Source organism: Desulfovibrio sp. (assembly GCA_016208105.1).
Taxonomy (GTDB): Bacteria; Desulfobacterota; Desulfovibrionia; order Desulfovibrionales; family Desulfovibrionaceae; genus Fundidesulfovibrio.
In genome coordinates this window covers 120,201-144,681 of the sequence record JACQYS010000003.1, presented here as the reverse complement: position 1 = coordinate 144,681, position 24,481 = coordinate 120,201, and the positions used below count along the sequence as shown (strand labels likewise).

Annotated in this window: 23 protein-coding genes and 1 tRNA gene; 12 read left to right on the top strand and 12 right to left on the bottom strand. The window is 58.5% G+C overall.

The genetic code is table 11. The features are described 5' to 3' along the window. Positions 1–670: 670 nt before the first annotated feature. Both HY795_02205 and HY795_02200 read right to left on the bottom strand, forming a co-directional pair. The gene (locus HY795_02205; protein MBI4804029.1) at positions 671–1,201 is read right to left on the bottom strand and encodes a hypothetical protein; all 531 of its coding nucleotides are present in this window, start codon (positions 1,199–1,201) and stop codon (positions 671–673) included. Beyond that, the gene (locus HY795_02200; protein MBI4804028.1) at positions 1,194–1,712 is read right to left on the bottom strand and encodes a sigma-70 family RNA polymerase sigma factor; all 519 of its coding nucleotides are present in this window, start codon (positions 1,710–1,712) and stop codon (positions 1,194–1,196) included. The genes HY795_02205 and HY795_02200 overlap by 8 nt, the downstream gene beginning before the upstream one ends. A gap of 318 nt (positions 1,713–2,030) precedes the next feature. Between HY795_02200 and HY795_02195 the strand changes: the two genes are divergently transcribed. The 4 genes from HY795_02195 (at position 2,031) to HY795_02180 (ending at position 4,102) form a co-directional block, all read left to right on the top strand. Beyond that, entirely contained in the window at positions 2,031–2,657 is a 627-nt protein-coding gene (locus HY795_02195) for a hypothetical protein (GenBank protein ID MBI4804027.1), read from the top strand. A gap of 26 nt (positions 2,658–2,683) precedes the next feature. Further along, positions 2,684–3,097: a transposase gene (locus tag HY795_02190; protein ID MBI4804026.1), complete on the top strand. Its 414-nt coding sequence runs from the start codon at positions 2,684–2,686 to the stop codon at positions 3,095–3,097. 150 nt (positions 3,098–3,247) lie between these two features. Further along, the gene (locus HY795_02185; GenBank protein MBI4804025.1) at positions 3,248–3,814 is read left to right on the top strand and encodes a hypothetical protein; all 567 of its coding nucleotides are present in this window, start codon (positions 3,248–3,250) and stop codon (positions 3,812–3,814) included. A gap of 51 nt (positions 3,815–3,865) precedes the next feature. Next, positions 3,866–4,102 (top strand): hypothetical protein, encoded by a 237-nt coding sequence (locus tag HY795_02180; protein ID MBI4804024.1) that lies wholly within the window; start codon positions 3,866–3,868, stop codon positions 4,100–4,102. A 134-nt stretch (positions 4,103–4,236) separates the two neighbouring features. Here HY795_02180 and HY795_02175 read toward each other — a convergent pair whose 3' ends face one another. The 6 genes from HY795_02175 to rimI all read right to left on the bottom strand — a co-directional run bounded on the left by HY795_02175 (position 4,237) and on the right by rimI (position 10,853). Continuing rightward, positions 4,237–7,464, bottom strand: coding sequence for an ATP-binding protein (locus HY795_02175; GenBank protein MBI4804023.1), 3,228 nt, complete (start codon positions 7,462–7,464; stop codon positions 4,237–4,239). Positions 7,465–7,702: 238 nt separating this feature from the next. Further along, a tRNA-Leu gene (locus HY795_02170) sits at positions 7,703–7,789 on the bottom strand. An 8-nt stretch (positions 7,790–7,797) separates the two neighbouring features. Next, positions 7,798–8,148 (bottom strand): preprotein translocase subunit SecG, encoded by a 351-nt coding sequence (secG, locus tag HY795_02165; GenBank protein MBI4804022.1) that lies wholly within the window; start codon positions 8,146–8,148, stop codon positions 7,798–7,800. 34 nt (positions 8,149–8,182) lie between these two features. Continuing rightward, positions 8,183–8,938, bottom strand: coding sequence for a triose-phosphate isomerase (locus HY795_02160; protein MBI4804021.1), 756 nt, complete (start codon positions 8,936–8,938; stop codon positions 8,183–8,185). Beyond that, complete coding sequence (locus tag HY795_02155; GenBank protein ID MBI4804020.1) at positions 8,935–10,137, bottom strand: phosphoglycerate kinase; 1,203 nt, start codon at positions 10,135–10,137, stop codon at positions 8,935–8,937. Before HY795_02155 ends, HY795_02160 begins: the two co-directional genes overlap by 4 nt. Before the next feature lie 146 nt (positions 10,138–10,283). Continuing rightward, entirely contained in the window at positions 10,284–10,853 is a 570-nt protein-coding gene (gene rimI / locus HY795_02150; protein MBI4804019.1) for a ribosomal protein S18-alanine N-acetyltransferase, read from the bottom strand. A gap of 45 nt (positions 10,854–10,898) precedes the next feature. Here rimI and HY795_02145 point away from each other — a divergent pair, with 45 nt between their 5' ends. Further along, on the top strand, positions 10,899–11,408 hold the full coding sequence (locus HY795_02145; protein MBI4804018.1) for an NUDIX domain-containing protein: 510 nt from the start codon (positions 10,899–10,901) through the stop codon (positions 11,406–11,408). A 51-nt stretch (positions 11,409–11,459) separates the two neighbouring features. Here HY795_02145 and HY795_02140 read toward each other — a convergent pair whose 3' ends face one another. The 4 genes from HY795_02140 to HY795_02125 all read right to left on the bottom strand — a co-directional run bounded on the left by HY795_02140 (position 11,460) and on the right by HY795_02125 (position 14,528). Then, entirely contained in the window at positions 11,460–12,257 is a 798-nt protein-coding gene (locus HY795_02140; protein MBI4804017.1) for an inositol monophosphatase, read from the bottom strand. A 2-nt stretch (positions 12,258–12,259) separates the two neighbouring features. Further along, positions 12,260–13,285 carry a rod shape-determining protein gene (locus HY795_02135; GenBank protein MBI4804016.1) on the bottom strand — a complete coding sequence of 342 codons (1,026 nt, stop codon included), beginning with the start codon at positions 13,283–13,285 and terminating at the stop codon, positions 12,260–12,262. Between the two features lie 72 nt (positions 13,286–13,357). Continuing rightward, positions 13,358–14,323, bottom strand: coding sequence for a GAF domain-containing protein (locus tag HY795_02130; GenBank protein ID MBI4804015.1), 966 nt, complete (start codon positions 14,321–14,323; stop codon positions 13,358–13,360). Position 14,324: 1 nt separating this feature from the next. Next, positions 14,325–14,528: a hypothetical protein gene (locus tag HY795_02125; GenBank protein MBI4804014.1), complete on the bottom strand. Its 204-nt coding sequence runs from the start codon at positions 14,526–14,528 to the stop codon at positions 14,325–14,327. A gap of 236 nt (positions 14,529–14,764) precedes the next feature. Here HY795_02125 and HY795_02120 point away from each other — a divergent pair, with 236 nt between their 5' ends. The 7 genes from HY795_02120 to HY795_02090 all read left to right on the top strand — a co-directional run bounded on the left by HY795_02120 (position 14,765) and on the right by HY795_02090 (position 24,457). Then, positions 14,765–16,504 (top strand): hypothetical protein, encoded by a 1,740-nt coding sequence (locus HY795_02120; protein ID MBI4804013.1) that lies wholly within the window; start codon positions 14,765–14,767, stop codon positions 16,502–16,504. A 17-nt stretch (positions 16,505–16,521) separates the two neighbouring features. After that, positions 16,522–17,607 (top strand): glycine cleavage system aminomethyltransferase GcvT, encoded by a 1,086-nt coding sequence (gcvT, locus tag HY795_02115; GenBank protein ID MBI4804012.1) that lies wholly within the window; start codon positions 16,522–16,524, stop codon positions 17,605–17,607. Positions 17,608–17,809: 202 nt separating this feature from the next. Further along, entirely contained in the window at positions 17,810–18,541 is a 732-nt protein-coding gene (locus HY795_02110) for a 16S rRNA (uracil(1498)-N(3))-methyltransferase (protein ID MBI4804011.1), read from the top strand. 10 nt (positions 18,542–18,551) lie between these two features. After that, on the top strand, positions 18,552–20,216 hold the full coding sequence (locus HY795_02105; GenBank protein ID MBI4804010.1) for a diguanylate cyclase: 1,665 nt from the start codon (positions 18,552–18,554) through the stop codon (positions 20,214–20,216). Between the two features lie 479 nt (positions 20,217–20,695). After that, positions 20,696–22,360, top strand: coding sequence for a GGDEF domain-containing protein (locus HY795_02100; protein MBI4804009.1), 1,665 nt, complete (start codon positions 20,696–20,698; stop codon positions 22,358–22,360). A 44-nt stretch (positions 22,361–22,404) separates the two neighbouring features. Then, entirely contained in the window at positions 22,405–23,607 is a 1,203-nt protein-coding gene (locus HY795_02095; GenBank protein MBI4804008.1) for a replication-associated recombination protein A, read from the top strand. A 31-nt stretch (positions 23,608–23,638) separates the two neighbouring features. Next, a complete protein-coding gene (locus tag HY795_02090) occupies positions 23,639–24,457 on the top strand; it encodes a two pore domain potassium channel family protein (protein ID MBI4804007.1) in 819 nt (272 codons plus the stop codon). Positions 24,458–24,481: the final 24 nt, after the last annotated feature.

The following is a 24,481-nucleotide window of genomic DNA, read 5'->3' as shown; positions in this document are numbered from 1 at the left end:
TTCTCAGCTGTTTTGCTGCCCAAGAACACGAGCAACTCCTCCAAAGCAGCCTCTCTCTGCGAAACCCAGAGAGCAGCAGTTTCACCTCATGCATAAAAAGGCGCAGGTTGATTGAGAATCCGGGGATTACACTGTTTTCGCTAAGCTTTTAGCCTGTTGCCCAGATATTGTACAAATACATCTTGTCGCTGGAAATGTAGCAGATGCTTCCGCTATCGATATGGCGCACGTATTTCTTGTCAATGCACACGGAAACGTTGCCGCTGTTTTCCTGGTCTGAAGAGGGGGGGCCACCGCGCCTATGGGTGCCTTGTCCAGGTAAACGCTTCCAGGGATACTTTTGGGGAGAGTGTCGAATGAAATCATATTGGTGATGCATTGTTTGTCGTCCGCTGCGCGGCATTGTTCGCTCATGATAAATGAATCCATGAGAATGAAAAGGAAAGCCCATACAAAAAGACTCTTGCTGAAGTACCGTTCCTGAGGATGACCAGTTGGATTTCTTGGGCTTGTTAGGGGCATTGTGAAGCAAAAGGATGATATTGGCATTCGTATGCCCCCAGAAGGACATCAACTCCATCTTGAAGGCATGTAAACAATCCACGCAAATATTTATTATTTTTAGAAAATACACGTTGTCTGTTCTTTCGCGAATGTGTCACAGCACATATCAGGCATGCCGCAGCCGGACCATCACTCTAAAGCAAAGAGCGTTGCAAAAAAACGCCCCCACCATCCAGGTCAAGGATGCAGCCACGAACGCTTCAGATCCTAATAGTGCCAACGTCGCATAGGCCAAAACGCTGTAGGCTGCGAAATAGCGGTGTCTGGTGCGGCTGATGGCGCGGATATCCTGGCGGGTTAAAACCAAACCGCCCAGCAATGCGCCAAGCGACATGAAAAGCGCTCCGCACAGGAGATAGAAGACCAAGGGAGAAGTGGCGGCGTGGAGCGTGTGAAGGAACTCGTTGTGCAAGCCGAACCCCAGGCCGAATTGCGGGCAAAGGGTCAGTGTGGCAAACCCGGCCCCCGCGCCGGTAAGCGTCAGTTTCGCGTAGACCCACCGGGGCGCGGGCCGGAGGTCTTTGGCCACACCCCGGAGCACAGCCTCATCCACCTCATTGGATGGAGCAACCTGGTCGGTTTCGACAAACTCGGCGAATTGCCTCAGGAATTGCTTTTCCGATGAAGTTCTATTCATCACGGCTCTCCTTGCGCCCCAAAAGGCTGCGCAATCTGCGGATGGCACGGCTTATTATCTGGCGTGAATTGTCCTCCGAGGTACGCATCTCTTGAGCGATCTCGGCGAAGCTCAGCCCCTGGTTGAAGCGCAGTTTCAGGGCCTGGCGCTGGCTTTCCGTTAGCCTGGTGAGCTCCGCGATTAGTGCCTGGGCCGAAGACGCGTCGGACACCGGGGCGCTGTATGTTTCCACTGCTTCCTCGGAAATGGTTACGTAGTTTTCATAGACGGTTTTTTTTCGCAGCGAGTCGATCATCGTGTGTCTCACCAGGGTGAACAGCCATGGCAAAAATGGAACTTCCCGGCGGTACTGATGCCGGTTGCGATGTAGCTTGGAAAACACCGTCTGGAATATGTCTTCCGCATCGCTGCGGTCCTTGAGCTTGTTCATCAGAAAGCCGAACACCCGGCCTTTATGCCGCTGGTACAAGGCCTTGAAAGCCTCCATATCGCCATCCACATAGGACAGCATCAACTCCTCATCGGTCAATTGTCGTCACCTCTTCCCATCCCGGCGTTTCTTCTTCCATAGGCATTCCGGGCTTTAGCCAACAAAGGACATGAGTACGATGATGCGACGTTCGTGCGCTTCATCCCGTATCGCTTCAGATCTTCTCTGGTTTGAATCCGAACAGTGTTGAATCTTTTCTTGGTGTCTCATGTATCAAATACGGTTGCGAGCGGGTTTCTGTGACATGAAAATTTTTATTTTTTTCCTGTCACGAACATCCCTCGGGCTCCGTTCTGACTGACAACGATCACTGATCAGCCAAATTCAAAGGAGACCGACATGAAGACCGTGAGTACGACTGCAAAAAAAGGCATTTTGACTGCAGCGTTTTTTGCTGTGCTGGCCCTGGCAACACCGCAAACGACCTTGGCCCATTGCGATACCCTGGACGGGCCTGTGGTGGGAGACGCCCGCACTGCCATAGGCAAAGGGGATGTCACCCCGATACTCAAGTGGGTACAGCCCAAAGATGAGGCGGAGATCCGCGAGGCCTTCGCGAAGACCATGGCGGTGCGCAAGCTCGACCCCAAGGCGCAGAAGCTGGCTGACACCTACTTCTTTGAAACACTGGTGAGGGTTCATAGAGCCGGTGAGGGGGCCCCGTATACAGGACTCAAGGCAGCCGGTTCAGTTGATCCGGTGGTAGCCAAGGCCGACCTCGCACTGACGGATGGCAGTGTGGATGGCCTCGCCAAGGCCATCGCCGTTCACACCGAAGAGGGCGTTCGTAAGCGCTTCGAACACGCCCTGGAAACCGGGAAGCATGCCCGAGAGAGCGTGGAGGCAGGCAGGAAGTATGTCGAAGCCTATGTCACCTATGTCCATTACGTTGAAGGACTTGCCAATGCAGTGCATGGCGTCCCCCAGCATGCGCAAACGGCCGCTACGGGGGCGCATCAGCACTGATTGAAAGAACTTGGCCGCGAGAGAGAATGAAAGCCTGGGCGGGCGCCTTGCGCAAGGGGTCCGCCCATACGGCTGACACATGGAACCACAATGAAGTCATGGTGCTGGGCGAGCGCCATTCACTCACCGCCGGACCGATTCGGTTCAGCATTGGCCAGGGATACAGGCGGGCGGAGCACGATTATAGACCGATACAGGCCTTCACCAGCTACTCTAATCCCAAAGGCAACGCTGACACAGAACGGTTGATGCGCACGCTCAAGGCAGAGCTGGTCTGGATCAACGAGTTTACGAGCCCTAGCATCTTCCTGGAAGCCTTGGACACCTGGCCCGACGCTTACAACGCAAACTACCTGCACTCGTCTCTCGGCTACAGGTCGCCGGAGGTTTTCGAGGCAGAATACCTTAGCCGCGAGACTCTCTTAGCGGATGCTTGCTAAACTGGGGCAGTACACCCACTCCCAGGAAATAAATACCAGGCACTACTGCAAGACCTTTTTAGCATATACGCCTCTGCCTTGATCAGATAGAAAATACTGACCGCAAGGGACTTGGTATTCATTCTGGCGTCAGCTTGTGGAGGTGAGGGAATGGGACTACTCGACACCGGGCTGTTAGGCCGGGCTCGCGCCATGATGAGCTCGATGAAATCCAAATTCCAGTTCGCATTAAGCAAGCAAGGCAGCGATCTGAAAAGAGTTCGCAATGAATTGTCGCTGGCCATAAAGCGCGCGGAAGAGGCGGAATCTCAACTCAGAGAGTCTCAAGCAGAGAATGACAAGCTGCATGACAAAGTAACCGAGATAAAAAAATCGTGGGATTCTTTTCAGGCAATAGCGAACGACGCGCACAAGATCCAGCAGTTGATCACTGCGTTCAAGCGCATAAAGAGAGAACTGTTAGATAATCGACGTGAACTTGATCTTAGTATAAATACGATTGATGACCTTAAGAAGGAGAACTCTCGATACAAGCTTCTGCTTGCAGACTCAACCGCTGACGGAAAGATTGACGTGAACGCATTGATCGACCAGATTTCATCCTTGAAAAAGGAAAACAGTTCTCTAAAGATAAAGTGCGAACAGCAAGACAGACTTGTCAAAAGCCTCAAGGACAAAGAGGAGAAGCTTGTTGCTTCATTGAAGCGCAAGACATGAATTATATTCAACCACACTCTTGCGTGCTATTAATGGGAGAGCATGGTGAAGATGCCACACAACGGCATAAGCTCCGTACAGAATAAGATTGCCGACGCAAGAGAGATGTGCCTGTCCCGGATCCGCATGATTCCCAGGGAGAAGCGCGATGCCGTGGCCGACTCCATCCTTGCTCTCGCGGACCCGGAATGGTGGGAGAGGCGGACAAAGGGAAGCGATGTTTTTCTGCTCATCCTTGAGCTTCGCAAGGACAAGGTCTTGCGGATTATGCAGGACGCATCCAAGTAACCAACCGCTTCACGCTGAATGTACACGCAGATGCGCTTGAGGTTGAAAAGCGCTTTGCAGCCATCGGCACGAAAGAGCCAAGCCCAGACAACGGTGCCCGGAGCGTGCTCTCCTTTCAACGCATAGGAAGAGCCCTACGCGGACGATATGCCTGCTATCAGTTCGGCGACTTCATTTTCTGGGTAGTCCTCGTCCCTGAGCAGTTTCGCAAAACGGTTCAGCACCTGGCGGGCCTGGATGGCGGAACGCTTGCCGTTCAAACGGTAAAGGAGCGCCCACAGGGAGTCGTTGAGGGGGTCTGCACGCAACGCTTTTTCGGCAAAATCCATTGCCGGCTGAAGCCGGTTTTCTCCGGCCAACTGCCCGCACCAACTCAAGGCCATTTGAGTCAGCGCCTTGGCAAGACTGTCCCGGAAGGAACGGATCTGGTCTTCACCGGTAATTCCTGGTGCGAATTCCCCTTGCCACAGCGCCTCCGCTCTTATGAACGATTTTCCGGCCTGCCAGAACTCCTGCAAGCGTGAGTGCTCCAGGCCTCGGTTGACCGCGCTTAAGAACTCCAGGGCATCGACACGGCAATGGGCCAGCCGGATTATTCCCTTGTCCCTTCCAAGATAGTGGTGGGCCGTATTCTCCGGCAATACTTCAGCAAATGTCTTGCGCAACCGCGACATCATGGTGTCGAACTTGGCCTTTGCCGCGGCTGACGAACTGTCCGGCCAGAAGTGGAGTTGTGCGGTCTCCTGAGGCATTTTCTGGCCTGGAGAGGCCAGAAGCAGGCACAGCAACTCGCGCTGCGTCGGGGTCAAGGCTTCGGCGTTAAGCAAGGGCGATCCACGATATAAAATCGTGCAACCACCCAAGGTTCGAAATTCAATGAGGGGAATGGCTGTTCCATCGTCCAGCAGGGCGACATCGATCCGTTCAGCGGCCAAGCTTCGGGCGTAGTCAATTTCAATCCGCTGGGACACAGCGAATCCAAGGGCCGTCTGTATTGCCTGGGGAGTCCAGGCCCAAAAATGCCGATAGGCATTGCGCCGCATCAGGCTTAGCCCGGATTCAATGTCCTTGCGGGCTGCTCTCGGGTCCCCGCGAACCAGATGGATGGCGCCCCGGTGCATAAGCCCGCAGGCTTCGAGATAGGAGGTGGGCATCCGCCGGGCACTGTCGATCCCGTCCGACAGCAACTCCAAGGCTTGTTCGTAACTCCCGCAAAGACCATGAGCCAGGCCGACCAGCAGTTTATTGAGCGTTACGAAGTAAAACCCGCCTGACTGTTCGCGTAATACTGTCGATTCCGCAGCAGCGGCCATTGCCAGGCCAGGCTGTTGCAGGTGAGCCAAAACAACAGCCTTAAGCTGCACAACTTGACTGTGCAAATGGGGACTGAGCGGGGGGTGCAGAGTCAGGGCCATGCCCGCGAGATCGAGAGCATCCTCGAACCGGCCCTGGTTGATGGCGATGTCCATTTCCCAAACATAACAGAAGGGACCAGCGATGGACTGAGAAACCAGCTCATTGCCAATGGCGGAGATGAGCTGTTTTTTCTGGTCGAAGTAGTTCGCGAAATCTCCGTCATGAAAGAGGTAATTGAACAGCATCATCCTGGTGGCGAGGACGTTAAAGGAGCCTACTTCAGGACGGCGGATGACTGCGGCGGCCTGCTCCAGCCAGATAAGCGCCAACGACATGTGTCCGGCGAAAATCCGGATGTACCCCATGACCATGAGCAAGCCCGACTCGAAATTGACCAGCTGTTCATTCCTGGCAAGAGTCAGGGCCAGGCTTGCGTACCGGGTGGCCGTATCGATGTCCGCAAGAAAGATGCAACGCCCCATAGCCAGACTGCGGGCAAGCAGAATCGTGGTATATGTGTCGAGAGTGTCCGCTCTCTGAGAGAAGAGCTCTTCCGCTCGTGCCAGCAGAGCCTCACCTTCCCGGTAATGTCCGGTGGTCGTGATGTGAATGGAAATGATGTGGGCCAAACAGAGCAGTTCGCCGTGTTCGTCCTGCCGGGCGGTAAAGACCTCCAAGGCTTTGGAGAGCAGGGGAAGAGCCCGTGCGGGTGCGAAGTCCAGATGGGCTAGGGCCAGATAGAAGGCGACCCAGCCCAGGCGGGTAAGGTCCGGTTCAGACACTTGTCCAAGGACAGCTGTGAGGGTGGCTGACTGGTTGGCTGCCAACATGGCGGCTCCGCTTTTTTGGAGCACCGCCTCCATGCCTCCGTAGTCCTTTGCCTGCAGAAGATAGCGTAACGCTTGCGACGGATTGCCATGCTCGGCGAAAAAATGCCCGGCCTGGCGGTATATCAGGAGGATGGTGTCGGGACTAAGCTCCTCCTGAGCCTTTTCCCGGAGAAACTGCCGATAGAGGTGATGCAAACCAAACACCGAGGAGTCCGGATCGAGAGGACGGATAAAGATGTTGCGCCCAGCGAGCGTGCCCAGATCAGCCCGTATTCCGGGCTCACCCGTCAGCATCTCAGCCAGCACCACAGGAATCTCCTCCAGAAATGACAGCATAAGCAATGGCCGGTGCAGTCTCGGTTCCAGGGGAGTGAACACTGTTCTCCGAAAAAACTCAATCATGTCAGGGCGTTCTACTCCACGCATGACCGGAAGCGGCATGCCGCGCTGTTGCATCATCTGAAGACCCAGCAGCACAACCCCCATGACCCAGCCGTCCGTGCTGGTGGAAATCTCCAAAATAGAGTCATGAGGTACGGACAAGTTAAAAATCCGATGGAAAAAATCGGTTATTTCGTTTTCGTTCAGCGCCAGTTCCCGGTTGCCGACTCTTATCAGATTGTGGCTGCCCGGGGGAGATTGCCACAGGTCAAGAGGCAACGGTTCACGCGAGGACAATATGAAGTGGAGCCTTGGCGGAGCGTTTTCAACCAGATAGTTGAGTATGAACAGACTTGACTCGTGCGCAATCAGATTGTGCAAGTCATCAAAGACCACATACAGGTCGTTCTTCAAACAGGATTGAAGATCGCCCAGCAAAAGATCGAGCCGTTTGGGCAAGTCGAAAAGTGCAATATCTCCACCTGTCAGACTCTTCATCGTGGCCGCGGAAGGGCAATCCGTCATCATTTTGGATATGCAGGTCGGGATTGCGAGGAGGAAAAAAGCCTGGTCCGCGTCTTCGGGACCGACCTGATACCAGACCGACTTCATCCCGGAATGATTGAGGAATTGCTTGATGAGGGTGGTCTTGCCCTGCCCGGCCTGAGCTTCCAGTATGAGAGTTGGCGTACTTGAACCGCTTCGACGCAGGAGTTCGTCGACAATCCTCTCCCGAAAGAGAAACTGAGGCGTGTCTACCTGGGGCGGGTAGAATTTATCGTCCCTGATTTGCAACCTGAACCCCTCGCGACAACGAACTGTTCTTGCTTACTATTTACTTCAGCTCCCGCCTATGCGTTCTACGGCAAGCAATATTCATTAATGATATGAAGAACAAGCTTCTCATGTGGATAGTTGAGGACAGCAGTGAGATGCGGCCATGCAAAACAGACGAAGCCGGACTATCGCTAGCCCGGCTTCCGTGATTTTCCAAGGGTTTGCGGCTTTGTTTGGCCGTCCCTGGACATATTGGTGGTGCCGAAGGGGGGACTCGAACCCCCATGGGCTTTCGCCCGCCACCCCCTCAAGATGGTGTGTCTACCAGTTCCACCACTTCGGCAGGATCGATTACTGTTTGTTCTCTGCCGGGGCTTTCTGTTCCTCGAAGAGGGTCTGCCCTGGCTTTTTGTTCTCTACGGGAGCGGCCTTCTGTTCGATTACCGTACCCTGCATCACTGAGGACGAAGGCTTGCGGGCCGCGCCGGTGTAATAGTTGTAGGCCAGGGAGGTGATCAGAAACAGAGCGCCGAATCCGGCGGTCAGTTTCACCAGCAGCCCTCCGGCTCCGGTGCTGCCGAAGACCGATCCGCTGCCTCCGCCGAAGATCACACCCATGCCCTCTTTGCCGGCCTGCAAAAGGACCAGCACCACGAGCAGCACACAGGCTATAATGTGAACCGTTGCGATGAGAGTGTCCAAGTCGATCTCCGATTGATGATTCGAACGCGTGGCTTTACGCCGTGACAATCTTGGAGAAGCTGTCCGCGCTCAAGGAGGAGCCACCTACCAATACCCCGTCGACATTGTCAAGAGACATTATTTCAGGAGCGTTCTCCGGCTTCACGGAGCCGCCGTACTGAATGCGCATCTTAAGTGCCTTGGCCCCGAATTTCTCCTGCAATATGGAGCGGACCAGGCCGTGAGCGTCCAGGATTTCCTTGGGGCCGGCCGTAAGACCGGTACCAATGGCCCACACGGGCTCATAGGCGATGCTCATGCGTTCAGGAGCCACATCCGCCGCCACTCCCGCCAGCCCCTCGAGCATCTGGCGGCGAACAACCTCTTCCAAGCGCCCCTCTTTGCGCTCGTCAATGGTCTCCCCCACGCACAGGATCATGGAGAGACCACGCTCCAGACCGAAAGCCACCTTCTTGCCCACGAAATCATCCGACTCGCCCATGACGTGGCGGCGCTCGGAATGACCAGCCAGCGCGTACGTGCACCCCATGTCCAAAAGCATGTCCGGTGCGATCTCGCCGGTAAACGCCCCCTGCATGGACGGGAAGAAGTTCTGCCCGCCCAGGGCGAATCCCGGAACCTTCTTTATGGCCTTGCGTACGCTTCGTAGCGCGGTAAAGGGCGGTATGATGAGCACCTCGCGATCCTCGGACAAAACGCCTTTGAGTGCCTTCACAAGCGCATCGGCGGTGTCCTTGGCTTCGTGGTGCAGCTTGTACATCTTCCAATTGGCGGCCATGAGCTTTTTCATTTTCCGTACTCCCGCAGGGCCTTGAAGGCCGGCAATTCTTTACCTTCCATGAATTCGAGGGACGCTCCGCCGCCTGTGGAGATGAAGCTCATCTTCTCAGCCAGGCCCGAGGCGTGCACCGCTGCGTCCGTATCACCGCCGCCTATTACTGTCACGGCGTCGAGACCGGCCAGGACCTTGGCCACGCCAAGGGTTCCGGCCGCGAAAGCCGGGTTCTCGAATGCGCCCATGGGACCGTTCCAGACCACTGTCTTGGCGGTTGCGAGCACTTCAGTGAAGAGCTTGAGCGAGGCAGGCCCGATGTCCAACGCCACCGCCCCGGCCGGAACCGCCTTGGCGTCCACGGTGCCGGAGGCCTTCATTTCCCCCATGGGTTTGTCCGCATCCATGGAGATGACGAAATCCACAGGCAGGGCGATGCGGACGCCCTTCTCCTTGGCCTTGGCCAGAATCGACCGGGCTTCGTCCAGAAGATCGTTTTCCACCAGGGACTTGCCCGTCTCCAGCCCCTGGGCCTTGAGGAAGGTGTTGGCCATGGCTCCGCCGATGATCAGGCTGTCCACCTTGCCCAGAAGATGGGTGAGCACCGCAAGCTTCGATGACACCTTGGCTCCGCCCGTGACCGCCACGTAAGGCCGCACAGGATTCTCCAGGGCCTTGCCCAGAAACTCCCACTCCTTCTTGAGGAGCAGGCCGCCGCAACAGGCGGACATCACGGCGGGCACGCCGGACACCGAGGCGTGGGGACGATGAGCCGTGCCGAAGGCGTCGTTGACGTAAACTTCGCCAAGCTTCGCCAGAGCCTTGGCGAATTCGGGGTCGCCCTTTTCCTCTCCGGCATGGAAGCGCAGGTTCTCCAGCAGGAGCACGTCCCCGGGTTTCATGGCCGCGGCCATCTTCTCCACTTCCGGCCCGATGCAGTCCGGCGCGAAAGCCACCGGGCGTCCCAAAAGCTCGGAGAGGCGCTTGGCGGCCGGAGCGAGGGAAAACTTCGGATCAGGGGCGCCCTTGGCCTTGCCCAGATGCGAGCACAGCACCAGCGAGGTCCCCTTGGACAAGGCGAGCTCAAGCGTTGGAATGCTGGCCTTTATGCGGGTGTCGTCTGTGATGGCGCCGTCCTTCATGGGGACGTTGTAGTCCACCCTTACGAACAGGCGCTTGCCGTCCACGGTCATCTCATCCAAAAAGCGCATGGGCATGTGACGCTCCTTTCCTTATCGGATCAAGAACGGGTTGTTCTGGTTACGGCGTGTACCGGACACAAGGTGCATCGTTTCCGCTTTGACGCAGGCTCTGAGGCGCGCCAAGCCTTCCCGCAAGAGTATCCCAGGGAACAAACGCGCGGTCAGGCGGAGGTTGCGTCGTCTTCCATATCAAGGCGCATGATGATGGCGTCCTCCCGGTTGTCCGGGTAGTAGCGCTTCCTCACGCCGACCTCCTTGAATCCGGAAGCGGCGTAGAGGTTCTGGGCCGGGACATTGGACCGCCGCACCTCCAAATACCCCCGTTTTATGCCCATCTTGCGGCAAAGATGCAAGACGTGGTCGAGCATGCGCCGGGCGTGCCCTCTTCGGCGATGGGCGGGATTGACGGCGATGTTTAATATCTCCATCTCCCAGTCCGCGGCGAAAAGCGTCAGGTACCCCACCAGCTCCGCATCCTGGCGGATGCCGAAGACATGAAACGGCTCGTTGCCGAGCACCGTCTCATACTGCTTCGCGGACCAGGGCACAGAGAAGCAAAGCTTTTCCAGCGCCACCAGATCGGGTATATCGGCTTTGGCCAACACCCTGGGCATGCCAGGCCTGACTGAAACCATGTTCACAACTTCGGACCAGCTTTTTGGCCGGAGTTTGTGCGGTTTCACCGCCTCGTGGTTTCCGGGGCTGCCTGGCGATTCCTTCGGGCTGGTCATGACTGATGGAGCACCTTTGCCAAACGATTCTTCAAGGTTTTTCCGATGAGTGAAATCAACACGCCCCAGGGCGCGGAGCCCGTGGAGGTGGTGGACGTTTCCGGCCGTCTCCTGGCCGTCGTATCCGCATCCGAGGCCCACCGCCAATCGCTTCCGCACCGTGCCGCGCTGGTACTTTTTTTCAACCGCGACGGCAAGCTTCTGCTCGGTAAGCGCCCAAAAACCGCGGCATCCTTTCCTGACAGATGGGATTTCACTGCCCGTGGGCACATCAAGCCCGGCGAGGCGTCATTGGATGCCGCCAAAAGACTGGTGGAGGCGGAATTTCCCGGAACATGCGGCCTGCTGTTGCTTTGCTGCCAGCTCGCCTCGTCCGTGGGCACCGACTTCGAGGATCTTACCGTCTATAAACTCCGGGTTGATTCCGGCACCGGAACGTTCGGGGGAGAGCTTTTGGCCGCAAGTGCCGAAGAGCTTTCCGCCCTGTCCCAGGAGTTCAGAGAGCTCTTCGCGCCCTCCGTTATCTATGTCTTGGAAAAGGGAATTCTTACGTAGCAGAGGAAAATGAAAGCCGTTTTTCGCGCGCCCTGGAGCGCGGCGCGGCTATCAGCATTTGTTCAAGAGATCCGAAATATCCTGGTGCAAAAGGCCGTTGGAAGCCAAAATGGAGCGCGAGCGAAGATGATACGCGCTCCCGGGGTCGAACTGGCTCACGCGCCCCCCCGCCTCCTCGACCAGCAGCCATCCGGCTGCCGTGTCCCAGGGTTTGAGCCCTATCTCATAGAAGGCGTCGAAGCGTCCGGCAGCGGTGTATGCCAGGTCGATGGAGGCCGCTCCCGGCCTGCGCACGCCCTGGGTGTGCATGAGCATCCGCTCCAGATCGTCCATGAGCCCCCGGATGTCTTCGCGCACGGTGTAGGGGAACCCCGTGGCCACCAGGGAGTCCTCCAGCCGGTCCACGCCGGATACGGACAGAGGCTTGCCGTTCACGAAGGCCCCTCCCCCCCGGATCGCGTGGAACAGCTCGCCCATGATGGGCGCGTTCACGAATCCGAGCACGCTTCGGCCTTGATGCCAGAGTGCCACGGAAGTGGCCACGAAAGGAAGGCGGTGGGCGAAGTTGGTGGTGCCGTCGAGAGGGTCGATTATCCAGGTCAGCTCCCCCGGATCGAGACTTTCCGCTGATTCCTCGGCCAAGAACGTGGAACCGGGCAGCACTGACGCCAGGCTCTTCTTGAGGGCCGATTCCACGGCCAAGTCCGTCTGGGTCACCAGGTCGATGCGGCCTTTGCGCTTTACGTCGCTGGGCTCGTCCCAATGGGAGCGGATGATATCGCCAGCAGCCGCGACAGCCCGGCCGGCCTCCAGGGCCAAAGAGGCCAGGTCGTCGCTTTCTAGGAGCATGGTTAGTTGATGAAGACCTGCTGGTAATTCCTGCGGTACTCGATTGTCTTTCCGGTGCCGCGGACCACCGTGGTCAATGGGTCGTCATCGAGCATGACGTGCAGCTGGGTCGTGTCCGCTATGAGCGTGTCCAGGCCCCGTAACAAAGAGCCGCCACCGGCCAGGAGCAGACCCCGGGAGGCTATGTCGGTCACCAGTTCCGGAGGGGTCTTTTCCAAGGCCTTGAGAACCGCGCCCACGATGATGGCCACGGGGTCCTTCATGGCTTCGCGGATATGCCCGTCGTTTATTTCTATGGTGCCCGGAGTTCCGGTAACCATGTTCTTGCCCGAGACCTCCATGGTCAGGGGTTCGGGCAACGGGGCGGCGCTTCCGATCTTAATTTTTATCTGTTCGGCCATGTTCTCGCCGATAAGCAGCTGAAACTGGTCCTGCATGTAGCGCTGGATGGCCTCATTGAGTTCGTCTCCGGCCACGCGGACGCTTTCGGCGTAGGCTACGGCGGAAAGCGAAATGACGGCCACTTCGGTTGTGCCGCCGCCGATATCCACCACCATGTTGCCAACCGGCTCCTCGATGGGCAGGCCCGCGCCGATGGCCGCGGCCATGGGCTCCTCCACCAGTTTGACTTCCCTGGCTCCGGCCTGCTGGGCGCTCTCGATGACCGCGCGTTTCTCCACCTGGGTGATGCCGGTGGGCACGCAGATGACGATTTTGGGTTTGGCAAGCCTGAAACCGGTGATCACCTTGCGGATGAAAAAGGCGATCATCTCCTTGGTGATCTCGAAATCGGCGATGACGCCGTCCTTCATGGGACGAATGGCCCGTATGCGCTCGGGGGTGCGGCCTAGAAATTCCTTGGCCTCCTTGCCCACGGCCACCAAATTGCCGCTGCGGGTTTCAATGGCCACCACCGAAGGTTCGTTGAGCACAATTCCCTCGGCAGGGGTGTAGAGCAGGGTATTGGCGGTACCCAGATCCATTGCCAGGTCTTTGCCCAGGAGCCGGAAAAATCTTTCGAATATCATGCTCTACCCGTTGGGAGTTGTGGTTGATTACAGTCGCAATCACTCTTGTCTACGGACAGGCTTGAAAAAAGTCTACGCCTTACGCTTCTCCAGCCGAGACTTTAGGTGCAAATTCTCAAGAAATAGAGCGAGTTGGTCTGCCACTGACCGGGCAAAGTCCTTGTGCACCTCGCTTATCGCCGCCATATCCTGGCTGGCCAGGACAAGCACCGCCCTGGTCCGCTTGGAGAAGTGCACGGGCTGACAGATCACCGTCTTGAAAACAGGCGAACTGGCCTGGGCCCCGAACAGCCGAAGCGCCGTGGTGTCCGCGTCCTGGGAATACACCGGCGCGTCGTTCTTGAAGACCCACCCGATCATGCCTCCGCCCAATGGAAAGCTGTCCGGGCTGGGCTGGGCCGGAGAGAACAACACCTGGCTTGCCCCCTCCACCCGAAACACGCAGGCGGCATCGTCGCGCACGGCAAGAAAGCAGTGCATGAACCCAAGTGAACGCGACACCAGGTCGAGAAGCTCGTTCAAGTATGCGCTCCACTTGGGGTGCTGCTTCGGCAGGCTGGACATCTGGCGCAGGCCCAGGCAGAGGCGCACCTCGGCGAGCCCCTCCACCAGGCCGTCGCGTTCGAGGTAAAGCGTGGACACCAGACGGGCGAATTCGGACAAAATCTTCTGGTCCCTGTCCCCGAAACTGTGCACTTTTTTCGAGTCCAGACACAGGGCTCCGGAAACGCCTTCCAGCGGAACACCCAGGAAGGCCCGGATTTCATCCTCGGCACTCCCCGAGTAATAGCCCAGCACACCGCGCTTCTGGTCGAAATTGCTAATGAGGAGCGGCTTTTTTTCCCTCACGATCCACCCGGCCAGCCCCTGCCCCAGGGCCAGCTCCATGCCATGGCGCACGTCGTCGCCCAAACTGAACGACGCTACCAGACGGCACCCCTCTCCCCCGGCCGACGGGAGGAAAAGCACTGCCGAATAGCTGTCAAAGACATTGCAGACCAGCTGCAAGACCCTGGAGAAAACGTCCTGGCGGATCATGTCATCCGTTACGGCAAGAGAGGAAGAAGGCCACCGACCTGTCGAAACGCTTCTCTTGCTCGGCGGTGAAGTAACAGGCGGGCAGTTGATCCTTCAAACGATGATGCTTCACGCACTGACAGCAATTGCCGTGGCGCGGGCAGCCGGGATAGGTACAGTTGCAGTCCGGATTTCCGGAAGCTTGGTTGGCGCAGGCATCACTCATTCTTATGGCTCCGTTGGCCTGTTCGTTGGGGTTTGCGCCCTTGACAGAACAGGGGAAATGCTCTTTTGATGGTCGACTTAAGGTGCGGGACAGCCGGTCAGAGCAAAGCCTTCCGGATTCCCGACCGGTCTCTGGTAGCCCAAAGAGCCCCTTTTGGAAAGCGGCAGGGGCCAACCGGGACTCGTAAGTCTCCTACGCACGAAAACAACCATAGGGAACATCCGGAGCCAGCCCTCATGCCTTTTTCCTGGGAACTCGCCTTCACCAAAGCCACTGGGCCGCGCGGCCTGGCCGGGCGGGCCAAGTCCATAAAGGACGGCAGCCTCTCAAGCCTCAAAGAGTTCCTGGATCTGGTTCACGTCAAATACGCCCTACTCAAGCCTTTTTTCGAAACCGACAGCTATCCGCTGGTCGAGAACCGCGAGCTTCTCCCCTCTTTCGAAGTGGACCTCTTTGAATACAAGGAGCTGCCCGGGTTCTCCATGGTTGTCCTGCCCAGGCGCCTTTCGTACTTTCAGGAGATATTCCAGTACGACATCCTCCATTCGCCGGAGGACGTCTCCATCCAGGAACGTAAGGCCAACCCGGCCATGCCCGAGCGCCTGCGCCAGAACAATTTGAACTCCCTGACCCTGCGCATTCCGAAGCAGAGCCAGGACCAGTTCCGCCAGAGCTTCGGGGGCACGGACATCACTTCGCTGGCCAACTACGCGGAACTCCTGCCCACGCTTCTGCACATGGAACGCGCCCACGTTCTTTCCCTCAACTCGAAAAAACGCTTCCACCTGTCCGGCGTGTACAGCTCCTTTCCCTCCTACCTGGATACCGAACTCAAGCAGTTCGGGCTGCGCATCGGCAAGTTTGGCGCCGGGGACGACAAGAAATACGAGCGCAACCGCCTGTTCGTGTACCAGTTTCTCATGGAGCTCTACGGATTTCCCATCGTGTCCGAGCGGCGCACGTCCGCGGCCATGTTCGCTCGCCGCCTGTTCCGCTCCGGAGAGAATTTTCTTGTTCGTGTGCTCGGGCAAAGCGACCGGACCATCACCACCATGTACTCCCACCCGGACGCCAAGCACTATCCCAGAGTGGAGAAGCTCGCCCTGGTGAGCGTGCACGAGCACTTCAAGGACACCGTGAAGCTTCTTCGCGAGGGAGGCTTCTTCGTGGACCCGGACCGGCGTGTGGTCATCTTGCGCGTGGCCTACAGCCAGCACAAATACGACCCGGACAACGTCCGTCAGGACCGGGCCCTTTCGGTGGTACGCCAGGAAGTCATCCATCCCTTGACGGGCGAGGTGCTCTCGGGGCTCAACATCATCAAAGACTCCTACTCCATGTTCCTGCGCTTAAACGACATCGTGCGCGGCGAATACCACGGCCGCATCGTGTTCAAGCGCCACGAGATCGTGGAAGGCACGGAAACGGACGAAAAGCGGCTCAAGTTCCTGCACTCCTGGCTGACCAAGCATCAACGCAGGATCATCAGCTATTCCGAAGACTTCTACGCAAATGTGGTCAAGGTGCTGGACGGCTATCTTCTCGCGCCAGAGAACTTCGAACGTTTCACCTCCATGCGCGCCCTGCATCAGGAAGTCTGGAGCAAGTACAGCTACATCCAGCAGGCCAGGAAGGTGAAAACCCTGGAAGACCTCCACGTCCGCAGGAGCAAGGGCAAGAAGCTCTCCTACCTGGAGATGCTCTCCTCCTTCACCGGCATCGTTTCGGACCTCAAGTTCGAAATGGTCAACTACTTTGACGAGCTGGTGGAGCGGGTCATCAAGATGACCGAAACCATCCTTCAAGACCGTTACCTGCACAAGAACTTCGTGAACCGAAAAGACGACGACCTCTCCGAATACGGCCTCCAGATCAAGAGGATGTATGGGCGCCTCGTATCGCTTTTAGACGAATTCATCCGCATCAGAAGGTTCCGGGCCGAACAGCCCAAATCACAAACCGTTATCACCCTTTAAATTCCGGAGACGCTTCCTTGGACAAGCTCCTCGTCACCCCCTTGAATGCCTGGCACAAGGCCCACGGGGCCAAGATGGTTCCTTTCGCCGGATGGGAAATGCCGGTGCAGTATTCGGGCATAATAGCCGAGCACCAGCACTGCCGCAGCAAAGCCTGCATCTTCGACATCTGCCATATGGGTGAATTCAGCCTGAAAGGGGCCGGAGCCAAGGATGTCCTGGCCCGCGCCGTCACCCAGAACCTGGAGACCCTGGCCCCGGGCAAATGCCGCTACGGTTTTCTGCTCAACCCCGAAGCCGGAGTGCTGGACGACCTCATCGTCTACCGTATCGCGGACGACGAGTTCATGCTAGTGGTGAACGGCGCCTGCATCGAGTCCGATTTCGCCACCATCAAGAGCCGCCTGCCAGACTCCCTTTCCTTCCAGGACATCTCCGAGAAAACCGCCAAGATCGACCTGCAAGGCCCCAAATCCTTCGAGGTCCTGACCCGGCTTCTTCCAGGCGAATGGGCCAAACTCGGCTACTTCAGCTTCACCAAGACGGGTTTCGAAGGCGCGGACCTGATCGTCAGCCGCACCGGCTACACCGGCGAGCTGGGATATGAATTCTATCTGCCGGCAAGCAAGGCCCAGGCACTGTGGGAAAAGCTGGCCGCCGACCCCGAGGTGATTCCGGCCGGGCTCGGCGCGCGCGACACCCTGCGCCTGGAAATGGGCTACCCCCTCTACGGCCAGGATCTGGACACTGCGCACACCCCGGCCGAGGCCGGATACGCGGGAATGCTCGTCTCCCCGGCGGAATACGTGGGCAAGGCCAAGGCTTTGGACATCCGCGAGAAGCTGGTGGCCCTCTCCATCGAAGGGCGCCGCAGCGCGAGGCACCACGACAAGGTCTGCCTGCCAGGCGGCGAGGAGGTGGGCGTGGTGACCAGCGGCTCGTTCTCTCCCACCCTGGGACACTCCATTGCCCTGGCTTTCGTAAAGGCGGACGCGGCCGACTCGGCCCAATTCGTGGTCAAGGCCGCCAAGGTGGATTTGCCCGCGAAAAAAGTGGACCTGCCGTTTTACTCAGGCGGCTCGGCTAGAACCAAGCTGGTCTAGTGTTATAATGACGCGCCGCTCCGCCAAAAGCGGAGCGGCGAATCCCGCAAAGCGACAAGGGTGTCCAGAGGGCGGCACAATTTCGCAGGAAAGCGAAATTGGACGCTGCGGAGCAGCGCCCGCGGGGCGAGGGCCAGGATGGCCCGAGTCAACCCTTTGGCCGCCGGAGGCTTTTTTCGCCACTGTTATCCTTCGCTCCACTATGGCCCGACTAGACTCCTTCTATCTCCCCCCAGGCTCCTGGCGTCCTCCCTTCCGCATGGAGGGCGACGAGGCGCGCCATCTGGTCAAGGTGCTTCGCCTGGGACCAGGTGCTCGCGTCCGCTGTTTCGACGGCCAGGGGCGCGAAGGGATCTTCACTGTGGAGTCCACCAAGGGCGCGGTGACCTTAAGCCTGGAAACCGAAAGCATGGTCCAGCGCCCAGCGGTGGAAACCTGGCTTGCCCTTGGCTGGAACAAATCCACCAGGCGTGGCTGGCTCATGGAAAAGGCCGTGGAGTTAAACGCTGCCGGAATCATGTTCTGGGAGGCGGAGCGCAGCCAGGGCGGCATGCCGGAAACTCCCAAGGACACCTGGAAGGCCCAGCTTGTGGCCGGGGCCAAACAGTGCGGCAACCCCTGGCTGCCCGCATTGGAAATGGTGCGTGGAGGATCGAAAGCCATAATCGAGCGCTGCAACGATTTCGAACATCGTTGGCTTCTGTGGGAATCAGGCGACATCCGGCAAGGCCTCGCACGTGAGAACTTAATCAGTGCGGGCCGCCATGTTTTCGTGTTAGGACCGGAGGGAGGTCTTACCCAGGCGGAAGCGCTCCGCTTTCAAGAAACGGGGTTCACCCCGGTCACATTGGGACCAAGACCGCTGCGCTGGGAGACAGCCGCACTCTTAAGCCTTGGTTTGAGCTGGTGGGCCCAGGACCCGAATACAAAATGAGCGTACCCACATGAACGCATGGATTCTTGTTGTCGAAGCTTTCACCGTCTACGGCTTGGTGCTGTGGGCGCACTCCCTGCGCCACCGCTTCGGCTTGGCTTTCTTCTACGCCCTGCTTGGCGGCCTGACCGCCATCATGTCCTGGGTCACGGACGCGAATGTCGTGGTCACGTTCGGCGACCTCACCTTTCTGGTTGGCTCCACGGTGTTCTACACGTCGCTTCTTCTGGGCGTGTTCGTGGTCTACGTGTTCGACGGCCCTCGAGCCACACGGGTGGCCATCCTGACCGTGGTGGGCGTATCCGCCATGGTGCCGATTATCTCCCTGGTGCTGCACATCCAGACGCGTATTTCCACCACCGTGCCCCTGGCCCATGTGCCCATCCCCAGCCTTCGCATAAACATAGCGTCCGTCCTGACCACCCTTGCCGATTTGGTGTTCCTGGCAATTTCCTGGGAATACCTGCACGGCAGGCTCCGGTCCATCCCGCTGGCGGCCAAGGCGTTTCTCGCCCTTCTCGGCGTTATGTGGCTGGATGTGGTCCTTTTCAATACTGGCGCGTTTCTGGGCCAGAGCGACTACATGTCCATCATGAGCGGCACCCTGTTGAGCCGCCTGATGATCACTGTTTTTGCCGCCCCCATCCTGTGGGCCTACCTGAGCTGGCAGAACAGCCTGGCAGGGGTTTCCATGCCCCACCGGCCAATCTTTGCGATTCTGGAGGAGGTTTCCGAGCTGAGAGTGGAGCTTCAAACCGCCCATGACGAGATCCAGCACCGCAAAGCCATAGAAGTGGCGCTGATGCGCAGTGAAAAACGCTACAGGCAGCTCGTTCACAACGCCAGCGAACCCATCGCCGTGCTGCAGAACAACCTCTACCTTCTCCACAATGCGAAGCTCCTGGAACTCACGGGTTTGAGCGAACACGACATCCAGGAAGCCAGTTTTTCGGATTTCGTCCACCCTGGCGACATGGAACGGGTCGCGGCCGGAACCAGCGCAGCCATGAAACACCTTGGCGATCCCCAATCCATCGAATTCAGGGCGGTCACCGCCACAGGCGAGGCCCTGGTGGTGCAGGCTAATATCGTCGGCATCGAATGGGACGGCCATGGAGCGCTCCTGGCCTTTCTCCACGACGTGACCGCGCAACGCAACACCGAGCAGAGGCTCATGGCCGAAGCCACCGAGGACGAATTGACAGGGGTGTTCAACCGCAGAGGATTCATGGAGAAGTTCGAAGAATTCTCCGCCAAGGTCAATCGAGGGCACCGGATATACTCCGTGCTGTACATGGACGTGGACAAGTTCAAATCCATAAACGACCTGCACGGACATCCCACGGGCGACCTGGTGCTCAGAACCGTTGCCAATGCCGCCAAATCCCTGGTGCGGGAAGAAGATCTTGTGGGGCGCATGGGCGGCGACGAGTTCGCCATCCTGCTCTCGGGTGCCGACAGTTCAGAAGCGGCCAGCGTGGCCAGGCGAATTCTGGAGAGGGTTCTCGCATCCTGCCGGGAGACGTCCACCACTCCCCTGTGCGTTACCGCGAGCATCGGCTTCGCCCAGTTCGACCCCCAGAACCCGGCCTCGCCCTCGGAACTACTGGAGGCGGCGGACAAGGCCCTGCTTGCCGCCAAACGCCAAGGCGGCAACCTGGCCCTGAGCGCCTAAATCTCACGCTGCCGACGTCCACGCATCGTGCGTGGTCCGCAACATGTTGCGCGTAAACCACGCAACAAGACCTGCCATGTTTGAAAAGTTTCCCGGCCATGTTCGCGCCACCTCCAGGCTCAAGGCCTTGTGAAGCTGCGCGCCTGCCAGCATCCACTTCTTCGGTCCGCCCGGATTCCCCTCGGCCCCTGTGGCGCGAAAGCCAGGGCAGGCCGGTAATTGTGAGAGAGCCTGTGCGGGAGGCGTACTCCTATAGCTCATGCCGGATAGAAGGACGCCCTGCGCCTTGCCCGCGAAGACTTGACCGGGAAGAACCAGCGTGTTTTCGTTTCATCTGAAGGCGGCCTGAGTGAGGTCAGTGCTGCCTGTATTCGGGCAGACTGGTTCACGGCCAGCCCTTGTGCAAAGAGACTTCCGTTCAGCTCTTACTTGGGCTGGAATGGTGAGGGAAAACCAAGAAACCGAGTGAGTTCGCCTCGATGGAAGCCTGGATTCTCGCCGCAGGGTCGTTTGCCGCCTACGGGTTGGTGCTTTGGTCCCACTCTCTGCGTCACCGCTTCGGCCTGTCCTTCTTCTACGCCCTGCTGAGCTGCCTGATGGCCATTTCCTGCTGGGTGACGGACGCAGGCGTGACAGTGGAGCTGTGGGGCATCACCATGCTGATCGGCTCTACGGTTTTCTACACCGCACTGCTGCTGGGCGTGTTCGTGGTCTACGTGTTCGATGGTCCCCATGCGACGCGGGTGGCCATCCTGACCGTTGTCGGCGTGCAGGTTCTGGTGGGGGTCATCTCCCTGGCACTGCACCTGCTGCTTCAGTTCTCCAATGCCACTCCCCAAACCATGATGCCCATTCCCAGCCTGCGCGTTAACCTGGCCTCGGTGCTGACCAACCTGGCGGACATGCTCTTTCTGGCCGTTTGCTGGGAATACCTGCACGGCAAGCTGAACGCCATCCCTCTGGCCGCCAAGGTCTTCCTCACCCTGCTGGGGGTCATGTGCCTGGATGTGTTTCTTTTCAATACCGGGGCGTTTCTGGGCCAGAGCGATTATATCGCCATCATGAGCGGAACCCTGGTGAGCCGTCTGATCATCACCGTTTTCGCCGCCCCGGTCCTCTGGGCCTACTTAAGCTGGCAAAACAGCCTCACCGGGGTGTACATACCTCACCGTCCTCTCTTCGCCATCATCCAGGAGCTGTGCGAGCTGCAGGGCGAATTGCAGACCGCCCACGACGAAATCAAACGCCGCAAGGCCGCCGAAGCCGCACTCGTCCGCAGCGAAAAACGCTATCGCCAACTCATTCATAACGCGAGCGAACCCGTCGCCGTGCTCCAGAATGACCTGTATCTTCTCCACAACACGAAACTGCTGGAACTTACTGGATTAAGCGAGCCCGACATCCAGGAGGCCAGCTTTTCAAGCTTCATCCACCCGGACGACGTGGAGCTGGTGGAGGCGGGTATCGACGCTGCACTGAAAAAACCGGGAGAACCTCGGTCCATTGAGTTCCGTGCCGCTCCCGCGAGTGGCGGATCACTCATGGTGCAGGCCAATATCGTGGCGATCGAATGGGATGGCCGCGGAGCGCTCCTGGCTTTCCTGCACGACGTGACCGCGCAACGAAGCGCGCAAGAACGCCTCGTGACCGAGGCCACCATGGACGAGCTGACCGGAGTTCTCAACCGCAGAGGGTTCATGGAAAAATTCGATGACTTTGCCGGCAGAGCCAGCCAGGAGCAACGGGTGTACTCCGTGCTTTTCATGGACGTGGACCAGTTCAAACCCATAAACGACCTGTACGGGCATCCCGCTGGCGACCTGGTCCTTCAAACCGTGGCCAATGCCACCAAATCCTTGATACGGGAGGATGACCTCGTGGGGCGCATAGGAGGAGACGAATTCGCGGTTGTGCTCTCCAGCGCCGACAGTTCCGAGGCCTCCGTCGTTGCCAGGCGAATACTGGACGTAGTATTCACGTCCTGCCGGGAGATTTCCCTAGGCCCTCTGAATGTGACCGCGAGCATCGGCTTCGCCCAGTTCGACCCCATGAATCCGGCCTCGGCTTCAGAGCTTTTAGAGGCAGCGGACAGGGCGCTGCTTGCCGCCAAGCGCCAAGGCGGAAATCTGGCCTTATGCTCCTGAAAGCCCTGAATGACAAAACGTCCGCAACCGACCAGGTCCACTCCATGACGCCTTTAGCACACGCCATCCGCCCGGCAACCTTCGAAGAGTTCACCGGGCAGGGGCACGTCATCTCCAGGCTCCAGTCCATGCTGAAGGTCCCTCGCCTGCCCAGCATCCTCTTCTACGGCCCGCCCGGATGCGGAAAATCCACCCTGGCCCTCTTGCTGGCGCAGGCCAAGGGCCGGCCATTCGTTCGTGTCAGCGCTCCTGAAGCGGGGCTCCCCACGTTGCGGACGCTCATCGAGGGCAAGGAAATCCTCATTCTGGACGAGCTGCACCGGTTCTCCAAGGCGCAGCAGGACTTTTTTCTGCCCCTGCTCGAAAACGGCGACATAACGCTCTTGGCCACCACCACGGAAAATCCGTCCTTCTCCGTGACCAAGCAGCTGCTCTCGCGCCTGCATGTCATGCGTTTGCGTTCGCTCTCGCACGGAGAAATGATGCTTGTGGCCAAGCGCGGCCTGGAGGCTTTGAAGCTTGACCTCTCGCAGGACAGCCTGGACATCCTCTCCTTCATGTCCGGCGGGGACGCCCGAACCTTCCTCAACCTCATGGAGTTCACCGCCCAACTGCCGGCCGACAAGCGCGTGGCCCAGGAACTGAAGCACAACCTGCCCGAGCAGGTGATGCGCGGCGACCGCGATGCGGACCAGCACTATGAGATGGCTTCTGCGTTCATCAAGTCCATCCGGGGTTCGGACCCGGATGCGGCCCTGTACTACCTGGCAGGCATGCTCGAATCCGGCGAGGACCCGCGCTTCATCTGCCGCAGGCTGATACTCTCCGCGTCCGAGGACGTGGGCCTGGCCGACCCCAGGGCCCTGCCCCTGGCCGTGGCCTGCCAGCAGGCGGTGGAGATGGTGGGAATGCCGGAGGGTTTCATCCCCCTTTCCGAGACCACGGTTTACTTGGCACTTGCCCCCAAGAGCAATTCCACCTACGCCGCTTATCTGGCCGCGCGAAAGGAAATCCTTACCCAGGGAATGCGGCCCGTGCCGCTGCACCTGCGGAACCCCTCGGCCAAACTCCAGAAACAGTGGGGATTCGGAGAGGGATACAAGTACCCGCACGCCTACCCCGGCTCCTGGGTGGAGCAGGAGTACCTCCCTCCGGAGCTTGCCGGCGTGCAATTTTACCAGGAGAAGGACCAGGGGGAGGAGCCGAAGCTGACGGCCAGGCTCAAAGGGCTCAAAAAGAAGTCCTGACTGTCACATTCTCTCTAAGACTCAAATACCCATGCGCACATCACGACTGATTTTCTTCGGAAGCCTTTTCCTTCTCGCCGTGGCCGGAGGGACCTTCGGATTCAGCTGGGCCGAGGGAGTGAGCCTTTTCGATGCCTTCTACTTCACCATCATCACCATGGGCACGGTGGGATACGGCGACATCCACCCCTGGACCACCACCGGCAAACTGATCGCCATCTGTCTGGTATTCGCCGGCATCGGGACGTTCGTCGGCGTGGTCGAAACTGTGGCGGAGTCGGTCTTCGCGGTGAAGGAGGAAAGGGCCAAGCGCGAGAAGCGCAACATGATCCGGGGTTTGTTCTTCTCGGACGTGGGCCTTGACCTGCTGAACCGCATCACCCCAGGGGACCTGGACATTTCGCAACTCCACGGCAAGCTCGACGTGAATGCGTCCTGGGACAAAAAAAAGTTCAAGGCGGCCAAACGCCTTCTGGCCACCCATTCCTTCGCCCTGGATGCCTCCCTGGTGGACCTGTTCGCGGTGAGGGCTCTTCTCAAGGAGAAATCCGACCTGTTGCTGCGCCTCTTGGAGAACCCGAGCATCGGCGAACACGAGATTTTTTCGGATACCCTGCGCGCCATATACCATCTGCGCGATGAACTGCTCTGCCGCCCGGAGGACCTAAGCTCGCTGCCTGCCAGCGATCTCAAGCACCTGGCCGGCGACATGACCCGGGTATACTCCTACATCAGCAGGCAGTGGCTCACCTACGTTCTCTATCTGAAGGAAGCCTACCCCTACCTTTTTTATCTGGCCGTGCGCACCAACCCCTTCAACCAAAAGGCCAGCCCCATCGTGACGGAATGATACCCAGAGCCCGCTTGTGATGTT

Excerpts from the sequence above, each read along its gene's own strand:
- HY795_02205 (MBI4804029.1), bottom strand. The coding sequence starts at position 1,201 with ATGAATAGAACTTCATCGGAAAAGCAATTCCTGAGGCAATTCGCCGAG.
- HY795_02200 (MBI4804028.1), bottom strand. The coding sequence starts at position 1,712 with ATGCTGTCCTATGTGGATGGCGATATGGAGGCTTTCAAGGCCTTGTAC.
- HY795_02195 (MBI4804027.1), top strand. The coding sequence starts at position 2,031 with ATGAAGACCGTGAGTACGACTGCAAAAAAAGGCATTTTGACTGCAGCG.
- HY795_02190 (MBI4804026.1), top strand. The coding sequence starts at position 2,684 with ATGAAAGCCTGGGCGGGCGCCTTGCGCAAGGGGTCCGCCCATACGGCT.
- HY795_02185 (MBI4804025.1), top strand. The coding sequence starts at position 3,248 with ATGGGACTACTCGACACCGGGCTGTTAGGCCGGGCTCGCGCCATGATG.
- HY795_02180 (MBI4804024.1), top strand. The coding sequence starts at position 3,866 with ATGCCACACAACGGCATAAGCTCCGTACAGAATAAGATTGCCGACGCA.
- HY795_02160 (MBI4804021.1), bottom strand. The coding sequence starts at position 8,938 with ATGAAAAAGCTCATGGCCGCCAATTGGAAGATGTACAAGCTGCACCAC.
- HY795_02155 (MBI4804020.1), bottom strand. The coding sequence starts at position 10,137 with ATGCCCATGCGCTTTTTGGATGAGATGACCGTGGACGGCAAGCGCCTG.
- rimI (MBI4804019.1), bottom strand. The coding sequence starts at position 10,853 with ATGACCAGCCCGAAGGAATCGCCAGGCAGCCCCGGAAACCACGAGGCG.
- HY795_02145 (MBI4804018.1), top strand. The coding sequence starts at position 10,899 with ATGAGTGAAATCAACACGCCCCAGGGCGCGGAGCCCGTGGAGGTGGTG.
- HY795_02140 (MBI4804017.1), bottom strand. The coding sequence starts at position 12,257 with ATGCTCCTAGAAAGCGACGACCTGGCCTCTTTGGCCCTGGAGGCCGGC.
- HY795_02135 (MBI4804016.1), bottom strand. The coding sequence starts at position 13,285 with ATGATATTCGAAAGATTTTTCCGGCTCCTGGGCAAAGACCTGGCAATG.
- HY795_02130 (MBI4804015.1), bottom strand. The coding sequence starts at position 14,323 with ATGATCCGCCAGGACGTTTTCTCCAGGGTCTTGCAGCTGGTCTGCAAT.
- HY795_02125 (MBI4804014.1), bottom strand. The coding sequence starts at position 14,528 with ATGAGTGATGCCTGCGCCAACCAAGCTTCCGGAAATCCGGACTGCAAC.
- HY795_02120 (MBI4804013.1), top strand. The coding sequence starts at position 14,765 with ATGCCTTTTTCCTGGGAACTCGCCTTCACCAAAGCCACTGGGCCGCGC.
- HY795_02110 (MBI4804011.1), top strand. The coding sequence starts at position 17,810 with ATGGCCCGACTAGACTCCTTCTATCTCCCCCCAGGCTCCTGGCGTCCT.
- HY795_02105 (MBI4804010.1), top strand. The coding sequence starts at position 18,552 with ATGAACGCATGGATTCTTGTTGTCGAAGCTTTCACCGTCTACGGCTTG.
- HY795_02100 (MBI4804009.1), top strand. The coding sequence starts at position 20,696 with ATGGAAGCCTGGATTCTCGCCGCAGGGTCGTTTGCCGCCTACGGGTTG.
- HY795_02095 (MBI4804008.1), top strand. The coding sequence starts at position 22,405 with ATGACGCCTTTAGCACACGCCATCCGCCCGGCAACCTTCGAAGAGTTC.
- HY795_02090 (MBI4804007.1), top strand. The coding sequence starts at position 23,639 with ATGCGCACATCACGACTGATTTTCTTCGGAAGCCTTTTCCTTCTCGCC.